Below are 13,615 nucleotides of genomic sequence, written 5' to 3' on the forward strand. Positions count from 1 at the left end.
TGGTACTAAACTTATCAAATGAAACGTAAATTATGGTTGCTCTTTCCCGTCTTGTTGTGCAACCTCATCTTATACGCCCGGCCGCCAAAAACTGTAAATAATTTTATATTAAAAGGCGCTATCGCCAATCGTAAGATACACCAAATATGGTTAAGGTATAATGTAAATAACGGTAAAAAAGTAAGGCTTAAAACTTTCGTCAAAAATGGATCGTTTTTATTCAGAGGTTTTATTGCAAGCCCGGTTTACGCAGAGTTTTTTTTCGACAATGGGCCGCACAGTGATCTTGGTTTCAATTCCATATTTTTAAGTCCCGGCAGTATGACGGTATCTTTAGTGAAAGATGATACCGAGCATACTAAAGTAAGCGGATCTGTGATGCAGGACGATTGGTACAGGCTTAGGGCGAATATGCCAAAACCTGATAGTTTATTTAAGGATTACGGCAAATGGATAGAACAAAATAAACAACTCGACTATAATTTTATTGCAACCCATCCTGCCTCCTATTTAAGCCCATATCTCGCTGCCGATTATTCGCATGAGCTGCCGCTCGACTCAGCAGAAATGTTTTACAATGCATTTACCACACCGGTAAAAAATAGTTATGCCGGGAAAGCCTTCCTCGATCATATTTTAAAACACAAGGCTTCTGCCGCGGGAAGCATGGCACCATTATTTGTTAAGACCGATATAAATAAAAAGCAGGTAGATCTCAGATCTTTCAGGAACAAAAAGTATGTGGTGCTTTATTTTTGGGCGAGTTGGGCGCTATATCGCAGTAACGAGGTCAGGTATTTAAATACGATGTATAAAAGCTATCACTCTAAAGGATTAGAATTTATAGCCCTTTCCCAGGATTTTATAACAAAGGATTTTAGGGAAGCTATTGTCAAAAATGGTATGGGTAAATGGCACAATATATTATTATCCTGGGACCCTGAATTTCATAGTAAATACAACATAAACAGCATGCCCCCCTGTATCGCAATTTTGATTGATAAACAAGGCAAAATAATTGGCCGGTATATGGGCGAGCATCCAAAATGGGAAAAGAAACTTGATAACGAGGGCAGCTTTAACGACATGAAAAAAAAGCTTGCTGAGGTGTTGAGGAAATAAGGTATTTAACGTAATTGTATCCCGGCTTTTAGAACATTTGGTTAAGCATATTGTAATATTTATATGAAAGCCATCATCACCACCAAACCCGGCGGGCCAGAAGTTTTACAACTGACCGACAGGCCTATACCTGCTTATACCGCTAACGAAGTGCTTATAAAAGTGATGGCGGCAGGCATAAACCGGCCCGATATAGCACAGCGTAAAGGAAATTATCCGCCGCCGGCCGGCGCGCCGCAGGATATCCCCGGACTTGAAATAGCAGGCATTGTTACCGAAGTGGGCGCTAATGTAACCCGCTGGAAAGTTAACGATAAAGTTTGCGCCCTGGTAATTGGCGGAGGCTATGCCGAATATTGCCCGGCACCCGAAGGGCAATGCCTGCCCATACCCGGCAACTTGTCCTTTGCAGAAGCGGCTTCCCTTCCCGAAACTTTTTTTACCGTTTGGAGCAATGTATTTGACCGGGGCCGGTTTCAGCCGGGCGAAACCTTGCTGGTACATGGGGGCAGCAGCGGTATAGGTGTGGCGGCTATCCAAATGGCGACCGCTTTGGGCAGTACCGTTTATGTTACCGCAGGCAGCGAGGAAAAATGTAGGTTTTGCGAAGAATTAGGTGCAACAAAAGCAATTAATTATAATCATGAAGATTTTAGCGAGGCGATAGATAAACTTACCGGCGGCAAAGGCATAGATGTAATATTGGATATGATAGGAGGCGACTACACCGTCCTAAACATAAAAAGCCTTGCTACCGAAGGGCGGCTGGTGCTCATCAATACAATGAAGGGTAAAAATGCAGAGGTCGACCTATCGGCCGTAATGCGCAAGCGCATCAGCATAACAGGTTCTACGCTTCGGGGAAGGGATGCAGAATTTAAAAGCGTTATCGCCAAAAACCTTGAAAAACATATTTGGCCCCTGCTGGCATCGGGCAAAATAAAACCTGTTATCTACAAAATTTTCGCTGCTGCCGAGGCTTCAAAGGCGCACCAGCTGATGGAAAGCAGCGGGCATATGGGTAAAATCATCCTGCAGTTTGCCGTGGACAGTTAGCTTTTATCTTCTGTAAGTTATTAAAATCACTAAAATGATACTGTATGCATCGCTATTTTGGGCAGTTATAACCTTTCCAAAAAAAGTTGATATAAGTATTTAAATATTTGGCAATAAACCTTAACTTTGCGCCTCTGAAATAGTACCGTTTTGTATAGAATGCATCTGTTTCATTATAAATTATTTAAAACACCAGGTTATATATGCCAAACATTGGAAAAATATCAAGGATCATCGGTCCGGTAGTTGACGTAAGTTTCGCTGATGACGCACATCTTCCTAAAATTTATGATGCGCTTGAGATCACAAAAGACAACGGACAAAAAATCATTTTAGAAGTTCAGCAACATTTAGGTGAAGACCGTGTGCGCGCGATCGCCATGGACTCGACCGACGGTTTGCTGCGCGGCATGAAGGTTTTAGATACCGAAGCTGCTATTAAAATGCCGGTTGGTGAAGCTATTAAAGGCCGTGTATTTAACGTAGTTGGCGATGCGATTGATGGTATTCCTGATCTTGACAAAACCGCTGGTCGCCCTATCCACGCTACCCCTCCGCGTTTCGAGGATCTATCAACCGAAACTGAGGCCCTGTTTACAGGTATCAAAGTTATCGACCTTTTAGAGCCTTATGTAAAAGGTGGTAAAATTGGTTTGTTTGGTGGTGCCGGTGTTGGTAAAACAGTATTAATCCAGGAACTGATCAATAACATCGCGAAGGCTTATGCTGGTTTATCAGTATTTGCAGGTGTAGGTGAGCGTACCCGTGAAGGAAACGACTTGCTGCGCGAGATGCTTGAATCGGGCATTATAAAATATGGTGATGCGTTTATGCATTCGATGGAAGCTGGCGGCTGGGACCTTACAAAGATCGATCCTGAGGCTTTGAAAGAATCAAAAGCAACATTCGTTTTCGGACAAATGAACGAGCCTCCGGGTGCACGTGCACGTGTGGCCCTTTCTGGTTTAACCCTTGCAGAATACTTCCGCGATGGTGACGAAGAAGGTAAAGGCCGTGATATCTTATTCTTTATTGATAACATCTTCCGCTTTACACAAGCAGGTTCTGAGGTATCGGCGCTATTGGGCCGTATGCCATCAGCGGTAGGTTACCAGCCAACACTGGCTACCGAGATGGGTACCATGCAAGAGCGTATCACTTCAACAAAACGCGGATCAATTACATCTGTACAGGCCGTTTATGTACCTGCGGATGATTTAACTGACCCTGCACCGGCAACAACATTTGCCCACTTAGATGCTACAACCGTACTTTCACGTAAAATTGCCGAGCTTGGTATTTACCCTGCGGTGGATCCGTTGGATTCTACCTCGCGTATCCTTAGCGCGGCTATCTTAGGCGATGAGCACTACAATACCGCTCAACGCGTTAAGGAAACTTTACAGCGTTACAAAGAGCTTCAGGATATCATCGCCATCTTAGGTATGGACGAGCTTTCTGAAGAAGATAAATTGGTTGTATCACGCGCACGCCGTGTTCAGCGTTTCCTTTCGCAGCCGTTCTTTGTTGCCGAGCAGTTCACCGGTTTAAAAGGTGTATTGGTTGACATTAAAGACACCATCAAAGGTTTCAACATGATCATGGATGGTGAAGTTGATGAGTACCCCGAAGCAGCATTTAACCTTGTAGGCAGCATTGAAGATGCTATTGAAAAAGGTAAAAAACTGTTGGCTGAAGCTAATAATTAGTAGCAAGTATAAAGTATCAAGTAATAAGACTTTCTTACCGCTTGATACTCTAAATATTACTTGATACTTGATACTAAATACTTGATACCAAACAAATGACATTAGAAATTCTTACTCCCGATAAAAAAGTTTTCGAAGGCGAGGCCTCCTCGGTTACCCTACCCGGTACGTTAGGATTTTTTGAGATCCTGAATAACCACGCCCCTATCATTTCAACTTTAAACGATGGCAAGTTAACCATACGTGGTACCGCAGGCGCTAAAGAAGAAATATTTTTTATCCAGGGTGGTGTGGTAGAAGCCTTAGATAATAAGGTTACCGTATTGGCCGAAGGTATTACACACAAGTAGAACTTTTTATACTGATAAATGAAAAGTCCGGTCAGTATTGGCCGGACTTTTTTTGTGTTCTTTGAAATTCTATTCGTTAATTTTTACCTGTGGTTTCCATATTGGCAGCAATTACCATAGGGTAAGTTATCATAATTGGCCCTTCTAAAGTTTGCTTAAGCTCAACATCCCCTTTTATATGTTTGGTAATAATTGATTGGGTTATCCAGCCTGTTTGTTTATCAACTTTTATTTTAGTGGTATTAGTACCGACAACATTTAATAAGCGCATAAAAAAATTATTCGCTTTTTTATATGCCGGCGCCTTATCGGGTGATATAATGGCATTCCCGCTTATTTCGTAGCTATTATTGGTAATATTATCTAAGGTAAAGATGGTTTTAGTTTTAGCAGAAATAGCCGCGGCTTCCAAATTCGTTTGGTTTGTCCAGGTGCCTTTAACAGCAATGGCTGTTTTCGGAAAGATAACAAACGATTCCTGTAAGTTACCCTTTATTGTTTTAGCGCCGAAGGATTGCTGAAACTGTGTGAGCAATTGAGCTTTTTTCTGCTCATCCATTTGCGGGAACCCCTTAAACAGGTTTTCGAATATACGCTCAGTATTTTTTACCGCAATCACTTGTCCCCGTTTACTCATCACTATGGTAAAAGATTTGCCTATCAGGTTTTTCATCACTTTCGTGAAAATATTGGTGGTGTCGCCGCTTTCGCTGTCAAAACTCATTGCTTTTCCACCTATCTCCATATTCATGGCAATGCTTTTATAAACTACATCCATGTCATAAATAGTATCCTGCACGGCCACAACTTTGTGTGCCATTTTACCGGTAATAGTTGTTTTTACAATTTGATGAGTCCCTTGAATAAGTTGATCGATATCCATTTTTACATTCACTGTTAAATAATAGGTACTATCTTTTTGAAGTTTCAGTTCGAGCTTGGCTTTTTGTGCGTAACCGCTAACGGTTATTAGTAGTAGTAATAAGGTAAAGATTTTTTTCATGTATGCTTTTAAATGAGAGTAAATATGCTGATAGTTTTTAGGGATAGCAAATGATGTTATATAACGCGGATGTTATCAAATTTTACAGCCACCCACCCAATTTCACGCCGAATTTTCGTCATTTGCTATGCATGCATAAAAAACATACTAAATACCGTTTTAAACTTTGGTATAAGTTGTTAAAAATTATATTCTATATTTACATAAATAATCAGATTATTATATTGATAATTAAACAAAATCAATATAAAATACTTTTTTAAAGTTTTTGCTTGCACCTATTGCTATTCCTTATGGCTATATCTACCTTACAAATACACAATACAACTTAAATCGCGCGGGCAACTTTTTGCAGGCATAACGATCAAAAACGCTTTATAAAAATGAGTTCATCATCAGATAATATATCCGCTGTAGAGATAAATAAGTACAGTAAAACCTTCACCCAGGACGAAACCCAGCCTGCGGCTAAGGCCATGCTTTACGGTATTGGCCTTACTGATGATGATATGCAAAAAGCGCAGGTTGGCGTAGCCAGTATGGGATACGACGGCAACACTTGCAATATGCACCTTAACGACCTGGCCAAACTGGTTAAACAGGGCATCTGGGATGAAGATATGGTGGGCCTTATCTTCCATACCATTGGCGTAAGCGATGGCATGAGCAACGGCACCGAAGGCATGCGCTATTCATTAGTGAGCCGCGATATCATTGCCGACTCGATAGAAGCGGTTACCGGCGCCCAGTACTACGATGGTTTAATTACCCTGCCCGGTTGCGATAAAAACATGCCCGGCTCTATTATGGCAATGGGCCGTTTAAACCGCCCGTCTATAATGGTATACGGTGGTACTATTAAACCCGGCCACTGGAAAGGCGAAGATCTTAACATTGTTTCGGCTTTTGAAGCCCTTGGTAAAAAAATAGCAGGTCAAATCACTCCCGAAGATTTTATAGGTGTGATAAAAAATGCCTGCCCAAGCGCGGGTGCCTGCGGTGGTATCTATACGGCTAATACTATGGCTGCCGCTATCGAAGCGTTGGGGATGAGTTTGCCCTATTCCTCATCAAACCCCGCGTTAAGCGAAGATAAAAAAGCAGAGTGCCTTGCAGCCGGTAAAGCCATCAAAATATTATTAGAGAAAGACATCAAACCATCAGATATCATGACCCGCGCGGCTTTCGAGAACGCGATAGTGGTGATAATGGTTTTGGGCGGCTCTACCAACGCGGTATTGCACTTGATAGCCATGGCAAAAAGTGTTGGGGTAAAGGTTACACAGGATGATTTCCAAACCGTAAGTAACCGCATCCCGGTACTGGCCGATATGAAGCCGAGCGGTAAATACATGATGGAAGACCTGCACAACATAGGCGGCGTGCCTGCTGTGATGAAATATTGCCTGGCACAAGGCTGGCTTGATGGCAGTTGTTTAACCGTTACAGGCAAAACCATAGCAGAGAATTTAGCTGATGTGCCTGAACTTGATTTTGAAAGTCAGAAAATAATATTCCCGGCAGAAAACCCAATTAAGGCAACCGGGCACTTACAGATATTATACGGAAACCTTGCCGAAGGCGGTAGCGTTGCCAAGATCACCGGCAAAGAGGGTACCAGCTTTGAAGGCCCTGCCCGTGTTTTTGATGGTGAGTTTGAACTGATACACGGCATCCAAAGCGGCTTTGTTAAAAAAGGCGATGTAGTGGTTATCCGCAACGTTGGCCCTAAAGGCGCACCGGGCATGCCCGAAATGCTGAAACCCACCTCTGCTATATTTGGCGCAGGCTTGGGTAGCTCGGTAGCGTTAATTACCGATGGCAGGTTTAGCGGCGGTACGCACGGATTTGTCGTCGGTCATATTACACCAGAAGCTTATGACGGCGGGGGCATTGCCTTTGTAAAGGATGAGGACAGGATATTCATCGATGCCATAAACCGCACCATTAACGTAATGATAAGCGACGAAGAGTTTGCCGCCCGTAAAGCTGCCTGGAAACAACCGGCTTTAAAAGTGAGCAAAGGCCTTTTATACCGCTACGCCAAAACCGTAAGCAATGCTGCCGAAGGTTGCTTAACAGATGAAATGTAGCCCCCTAACCCCCTGAAGGGGGAACAAAGGAGCTTAATATATAACAAAGAAATTAACTAAAACACTCCCTTTAGGGGGTTGGGGGGCAAATGGAAACACAAACAATCACACAGGAAATCGGTGAAACTGCAGAAGCGGTTAAAACACCAACAACAGAACTTACAGGGTCGGAAGCATTATTAGAAGCTTTGATCGTGGAAGGTGTGGAAACCATTTTTGGTTACCCCGGCGGTGCTATTATGCCTATTTATGATGCCTTATATCATTACAATGATAAACTGAACCATATCCTTGTACGCCACGAGCAGGGCGGCATCCATGCCGGTCAGGGTTATGCGCGTACATCGGGCAAAGTTGGCGTTGTGTTTGCCACCAGCGGCCCCGGCGCTACCAATTTGGTTACCGGCCTGGCCGATGCGCAGATAGACAGCACGCCATTGGTTTGTATTACCGGGCAGGTTTTCGCGCACCTTTTGGGTACCGACGCCTTCCAGGAGACAGACGTAATTAACATTACCACCCCGGTTACCAAATGGAACTACCAGGTGACAGACGCTACCGAGATCCCCGAGGTTATTGCCAAAGCATTTTACATTGCCAAAAGCGGCAGACCCGGCCCGGTTTTGATAGATATCACCAAAAACGCGCAGATCCAGAAGTTTGATTTTGCAGGATATACACAATGCGATCACATCCGTAGTTACAGGCCAAAACCAATCGTTCGCCCGCAGTATATTCAAGAGGCAGCAGAACTCATTAACTCCGCCAAAAAGCCTTTCATCTTATGGGGACAGGGCGTAATATTAGGCAGCGCCGAGCAGGAGTTTAAAGCCTTTGTAGAAAAAAGCGGCATCCCGGCGGCATGGACAGTTCTTGGTGCGGGCGCTATCCCGACAGATCACCCACTTAACGTGGGTATGCTGGGCATGCACGGCAACTACGGCCCTAACGTTTTAACAAACGAGTGCGATGTGCTTATAGCCATAGGCATGCGCTTTGACGACCGCGTAACCGGCCGCCTGGATAAATATGCTAAACAGGCTAAGGTTGTTCATTTGGATATTGACCCTGCCGAGATCGATAAAAACGTAAAATCAACCGTACCCGTTTGGGGCGATTGTAAAGAGACCTTGCCAATGCTTACTGCTTTGGTAGATAAAAAAGCCCATACCGAGTGGCACAATAAGTTTAAAGACTACACCCGCCAGGAAGTTGAGCAGGTTATTCATAAAGAACTGAATCCTACCACTGTAGAAATGACCATGGGCGAGGTGATCAAACAATTGAACGAGATCACCAAAGGCGAAGCTGTTATCGTAACCGACGTTGGCCAGCACCAGATGGTGGCCTGCCGTTACGCGCAATTTAACAATACCCGCAGTAACGTTACCAGCGGTGGCTTAGGTACCATGGGCTTTGCCCTGCCGGCAGCCATCGGCGCTAAGTTTGGCGCGCAGGACCGTACCGTGGTTGCCATTATTGGCGATGGCGGTTTCCAGATGACCTGCCAGGAGTTGGGTACCATTATGCAAAGCGGTATTGATGTGAAGATCATCATCCTCAACAACCGTTTCCTGGGTATGGTAAGGCAATGGCAGGAACTGTTTAACGCCCGCCGTTACTCGTTCGTGGATATTGAAAGCCCCGATTTTGTAGCACTGGCCGCAGCTTACCGCATCCCCGGCAGGGTGATAGACGACCGCAAGGACCTTCCATCGGCACTGAATGAAATGCTGAGCACCCCGGGATCGTTCCTGTTAGAAGTAATGGTGACCAAAGAGAACAATGTATTCCCAATGGTACCGCAGGGATGCAGTGTTAGCGAGATCAGGTTAAAGTAATACCCCCAAACAAAAACAACATGGAAACTCAAGATAACGACAAGCAGGAATATAACATAACGGTTTATACCGAAAACCAGATCGGTTTACTAAACCGTATTGCCATCATATTTACGCGTCGTAAAATAAACATCGATAGTTTGAACACCTCTCCTTCTGAGATCGAGAGCATCCACCGTTTCAACATCGTGATAACAGAATCGGAAGAAGTAGTGCGTAAGCTTACGCGCCAGATTGAAAAACAGGTGGAAGTGCTTAAAGTATATTACCATACCAACGCCGATGTGATCTGGCAGGAACTGGCCTTATACAAGGTATCTACCGATGTTATTGCCGAGCGTGTAAGTGTAGAGCGTTTGCTGCGCGAGAACGGCGCCCGTGTTGTGGTTCTGCGTAAGGACTACACCGTGTTTGAAACAACCGGCCATCGCGAAGAAACCGATAACCTGATCAGCATTTTGCAGCCTTACGGCCTGATAGAATTTGTACGCAGCGCACGCGTAGCCATCATCAAAAATAGTGAAGGCTTCAACAGCAAACTCCGCGAGTTTGAAAGGCTTGAACCGGGTGAGGATGTTATCGAAAATGAATATTTAAACAAGGGGCAAAAGGTGTTCACGATGTAGGATCAGCCCCTCCCGACCCTCCCCGGAAGGGAGGGCAATTAAAAGTCTCCCCTACCGGGGGAGATTTAGAGGGGGCCAAAAAGTAAATTATAAATCACAATAAAAAATAACCGGTGCAATCAACAAAGCATCGGTGTAATCACAAAAAGTAAAACAATGGCAAAACTAAATTTCGGCGGTAGTGAAGAAAACGTAGTAACCCGCGAAGAGTTCCCTTTAGCAAAAGCTCAGGACGTATTAAAAGACGAAGTTGTAGCAGTAATTGGCTATGGCGTTCAGGGTCCGGGCCAGGCGCTCAACCAAAAAGACAATGGTATTAACGTAATTGTTGGCCAGCGCAAAGGCACAAAAACATGGGATAAAGCAGTAAACGACGGCTTTGTACCCGGCGAAACCCTTTTTGAAATTGAAGAAGCCCTTGAAAGAGGAACTGTTATTTGTTATTTATTAAGCGATGCAGCGCAGATAGCTTTATGGCCAACTGTTAAAAAACATCTAACCCCGGGTAAAGCACTTTACTTCTCTCATGGTTTTGGCATTACTTTTAACGAGCAAACCGGCATCGTCCCTCCTGCTGATGTGGATGTATTTTTGGTTGCACCTAAAGGTTCGGGCACATCATTGCGCCGTATGTTCCTGCAGGGCCGTGGCTTAAACTCAAGCTACGCTATCTTCCAGGATGCTACAGGTAAAGCTTTTGAGCGCGTTATTGCTTTAGGTATTGCTGTTGGTAGCGGTTACCTGTTCGAAACAGATTTCCGTAAAGAAGTTTACAGCGATCTAACAGGCGAGCGTGGTACGCTAATGGGATGTATCCAGGGTATCTTCGCGGCACAGTACGAAGTATTGCGCGCTAACGGCCACTCACCTTCAGAGTCCTTCAACGAAACTGTTGAAGAGCTTACCCAATCGTTAATGCCATTAGTTGCAGAAAATGGTATGGACTGGATGTACGCTAATTGTTCAACTACCGCGCAGCGTGGCGCTTTAGACTGGTGGAAGAAATTCCGTGATGCCACTAAACCGGTATTTGAAGACCTTTACAAAAGCGTTGCAACCGGTGTAGAATCACAAAAATCTATCGACAGCAACAGCAAAACCGATTACCGCGAAAAGTTAGACGCGGAATTAAAAGAATTACGCGACAGCGAATTATGGCAGGCAGGCAAAACTGTACGCAGTTTACGCCCCGAAAACCAGGCTGTAGAAGCATAATATAATAGTGGCAGTGGCAGTTTTAAGTGGCAGTAATTTAACTGCTACTGCAACGGCCACTGCTACTTTTACTAATAGAATATTACAATGGGACAAACATTATTCGACAAGATTTGGGATGCACACGTCGTCAGTAGCAACGAGGGTTTCCCCGATATTTTGTACATCGATACACATTTTATTCACGAGGTAACCAGCCCGCAGGCATTTGATGGTTTGCGCGCAAGAGGGTTACCGGTTTTCAGGCCACAACAAACCGTTGCCACGGCCGACCACAACGTCCCCACCTGGGACCAGCACTTACCCATTAAAGAAGAACTTTCCCGATACCAGGTTGATATGCTCACCAAAAACTGCGCGGAGTTCGGCATCGAACTTTACGGTTTGGGGCATCCATTCCAGGGTATTGTCCACGTTATAGGCCCCGAGCTGGGCATCACCCGCCCGGGCGGCACTTATGTTTGCGGCGATAGCCATACTTCAACACACGGCGCCTTTGGTGCCATTGCGTTTGGTATAGGTACATCGCAGGTAGAGCAGGTGATGGCCACCCAATGTTTACTGCAATCCCGCCCAAAGAGGATGAAAATTGAAGTGAACGGAAACCTTCAAAAAGGCGTTGGCGCTAAGGATATCATCCTGTATATCATATCGCAGATCTCAGCCGCAGGCGGTACAGGTTATGCGGTTGAATATGCCGGCGATACCATTCGCGCGTTAAGCATGGAAGGCCGCATGACCATCTGTAACATGAGCATTGAAATGGGTGCCCGTTGCGGATTGATAGCGCCTGATGAAACCACCATCAACTACGTAAAAGGCCGCGAATTTGCCCCTAAAGGCGAAGAGTGGGATAAGGCGGTAGCTTACTGGCAAACACTGTACTCTGATGAAGATGCAGAGTTTGACAGCGTACTAAGCTTTAAAGCCGAAGATATTGAACCAATGATCACCTACGGAACTAATCCCGGCATGGGTATCGGCGTTACGCAGCACGTTCCCGAAACTGCTTCGTTTGAGCAAAAAGAACAAGGCTCATACAAAAAAGCCCTTGATTACATGGGCCTGCATGACGACCAGCAACTGTTAGGCAAACCTATCGATTACGTGTTCATCGGCAGCTGTACCAACAGCCGTATCGAAGACCTGCGCGAGGTTGCCCAATTTGTAAAAGGCAAACACAAGGCAGATAACGTTACCGTTTGGGTTGTACCCGGCTCTAAGCAAGTGCAGGAGCAAGCCATCCGCGAAGGTTTGGATAAGATCTTTGACGCGGCAGGTTTCCCGCTTCGCGAACCGGGCTGCAGCGCATGCCTGGGTATGAACGAGGATAAGATCCCGGCAGGTAAATATTGTGTATCCACCTCAAACAGGAACTTTGAAGGCAGGCAAGGGCCAAACTCACGTACTTTCCTGGCAAGCCCGCTAACAGCGGCAGCAAGTGCAATTACCGGGGTGGTTACGGATATAAGGGAATTTCTGTCTGAAGAAGTTGTCTGAACTCGAATTAAAAGAATTGATGAATTAAAAGAATGGAAATAAAAAGGACACCTGAACAGTTTGGTGATTGCACAAGCAAGATCATAGGATGTGCTATGCGTGTTCACTCTGCTTTGGGTAATGGTTTCCAGGAAGTAATTTATCAAAGAGCATTAGAAATTGAGTTAGCAGAAGAAGGTTTAAGATTCATAAGAGAAATGGAAATGCCCATCCATTACAAGGGAGAACAGATTGGCACACGCAGAGTAGACTTTTTTATTGAGGGCGAGATAATGGTTGAACTTAAAGCGATCATAGGATTAGAGGATGTCCATCTCGCTCAAGGCATAAATTATCTCGAAGCTTATAATATCAGAACCGGTTTATTAATAAATTTCGGAAGTCAGAGCCTTCAATTCAAAAGGTTACTAAATAAAAAATTTACAAACGTTTAATTCAGGAATAATTATTCGATTAATTCCTGAATTCTAAAAATTCGAGTTCAGACAATGAGTACTAAAATTTTTAAACATATCCAAACCAGCGTGGTGCCTCTGCCTATCGAGAACATCGATACGGACCAGATCATTCCCGCACGGTTTTTAAAGGCCACCACCCGCGAGGGTTTTGGCAATAACCTGTTCCGCGACTGGCGTTTTGATAACGACGGTAACCCGAAACAGGATTTCGTATTGAACGAGCCGAAGTACAGCGGTAAGATCCTGGTGGCAGGTAAAAACTTTGGTTGCGGCAGTAGTCGCGAGCATGCCGCCTGGGCCATTGCCGATTACGGTTTCGATGCCGTGGTAAGCAGTTTCTTTGCCGATATTTTTAAAGGCAACGCGCTTAACAATGGTTTGCTGCCTGTACAGGTAAGCGACGATTTTCTGAAAAGAATTTTTGAAGTAGTTGATGCCGATCCGCATGCCGAGGTAGAGATAGACCTGGTTGACCAGTTCATCAAAATCGTAAAAACCGGCGAGCAGGAAAGCTTTGAGGTTAACCCCTACAAAAAAGCCTGCATGACCAATGGTTACGACGATATCGATTACATCCTGAGCAAAAAGGAATTAATACTACAATTCGAAACTCCCTAACCCCCTGAAGGGGAACAAAAGGGT

12 protein-coding genes are annotated in these 13,615 nt (G+C 44.7%); 11 read left to right on the forward strand and 1 reads right to left on the reverse strand.

What is annotated here, in order from left to right; all coding sequences use genetic code 11:
• The first annotated feature begins 18 nt into the window (after positions 1-18).
• The 4 genes from EWM62_RS11540 (at position 19) to atpC (ending at position 4,237) form a co-directional block, all read left to right on the forward strand.
• The gene (locus tag EWM62_RS11540) at positions 19-1,122 is read left to right on the forward strand and encodes a TlpA disulfide reductase family protein (protein ID WP_129876820.1); all 1,104 of its coding nucleotides are present in this window, start codon (positions 19-21) and stop codon (positions 1,120-1,122) included.
• A gap of 63 nt (positions 1,123-1,185) precedes the next feature.
• A complete protein-coding gene (locus tag EWM62_RS11545; protein WP_129876821.1) occupies positions 1,186-2,178 on the forward strand; it encodes an NAD(P)H-quinone oxidoreductase in 993 nt (330 codons plus the stop codon).
• A gap of 203 nt (positions 2,179-2,381) precedes the next feature.
• Positions 2,382-3,887 carry a F0F1 ATP synthase subunit beta gene (gene atpD, locus EWM62_RS11550; RefSeq protein ID WP_129876822.1) on the forward strand — a complete coding sequence of 502 codons (1,506 nt, stop codon included), beginning with the start codon at positions 2,382-2,384 and terminating at the stop codon, positions 3,885-3,887.
• Positions 3,888-3,982: 95 nt separating this feature from the next.
• Entirely contained in the window at positions 3,983-4,237 is a 255-nt protein-coding gene (atpC, locus tag EWM62_RS11555) for an ATP synthase F1 subunit epsilon (RefSeq protein ID WP_129876823.1), read from the forward strand.
• A gap of 76 nt (positions 4,238-4,313) precedes the next feature.
• Here atpC and EWM62_RS11560 read toward each other — a convergent pair whose 3' ends face one another.
• Positions 4,314-5,240, reverse strand: coding sequence for a DUF6263 family protein (locus tag EWM62_RS11560; RefSeq protein ID WP_129876824.1), 927 nt, complete (start codon positions 5,238-5,240; stop codon positions 4,314-4,316).
• 383 nt (positions 5,241-5,623) lie between these two features.
• Between EWM62_RS11560 and ilvD the strand changes: the two genes are divergently transcribed.
• The 7 genes from ilvD (at position 5,624) to leuD (ending at position 13,591) form a co-directional block, all read left to right on the forward strand.
• Positions 5,624-7,333 carry a dihydroxy-acid dehydratase gene (gene ilvD, locus EWM62_RS11565; RefSeq protein ID WP_129876825.1) on the forward strand — a complete coding sequence of 570 codons (1,710 nt, stop codon included), beginning with the start codon at positions 5,624-5,626 and terminating at the stop codon, positions 7,331-7,333.
• Between the two features lie 89 nt (positions 7,334-7,422).
• Positions 7,423-9,174: a biosynthetic-type acetolactate synthase large subunit gene (gene ilvB / locus EWM62_RS11570; RefSeq protein ID WP_129876826.1), complete on the forward strand. Its 1,752-nt coding sequence runs from the start codon at positions 7,423-7,425 to the stop codon at positions 9,172-9,174.
• A 20-nt stretch (positions 9,175-9,194) separates the two neighbouring features.
• Positions 9,195-9,800, forward strand: a complete 606-nt coding sequence (gene ilvN / locus EWM62_RS11575; protein WP_129876827.1) for an acetolactate synthase small subunit — start codon at positions 9,195-9,197, stop codon at positions 9,798-9,800.
• A 156-nt stretch (positions 9,801-9,956) separates the two neighbouring features.
• Complete coding sequence (ilvC, locus tag EWM62_RS11580; protein ID WP_129876828.1) at positions 9,957-11,015, forward strand: ketol-acid reductoisomerase; 1,059 nt, start codon at positions 9,957-9,959, stop codon at positions 11,013-11,015.
• A gap of 87 nt (positions 11,016-11,102) precedes the next feature.
• Positions 11,103-12,515 carry a 3-isopropylmalate dehydratase large subunit gene (leuC, locus tag EWM62_RS11585; protein ID WP_129876829.1) on the forward strand — a complete coding sequence of 471 codons (1,413 nt, stop codon included), beginning with the start codon at positions 11,103-11,105 and terminating at the stop codon, positions 12,513-12,515.
• A 32-nt stretch (positions 12,516-12,547) separates the two neighbouring features.
• On the forward strand, positions 12,548-12,949 hold the full coding sequence (locus EWM62_RS11590) for a GxxExxY protein (protein ID WP_129876830.1): 402 nt from the start codon (positions 12,548-12,550) through the stop codon (positions 12,947-12,949).
• A 54-nt stretch (positions 12,950-13,003) separates the two neighbouring features.
• The gene (leuD, locus tag EWM62_RS11595) at positions 13,004-13,591 is read left to right on the forward strand and encodes a 3-isopropylmalate dehydratase small subunit (RefSeq protein ID WP_129876831.1); all 588 of its coding nucleotides are present in this window, start codon (positions 13,004-13,006) and stop codon (positions 13,589-13,591) included.
• The last annotated feature ends 24 nt before the right edge of the window (positions 13,592-13,615 follow it).

The sequence above is a fragment of the Mucilaginibacter terrigena genome (assembly GCF_004168255.1).
Lineage (GTDB): Bacteria > Bacteroidota > Bacteroidia > Sphingobacteriales > Sphingobacteriaceae > Mucilaginibacter > Mucilaginibacter terrigena.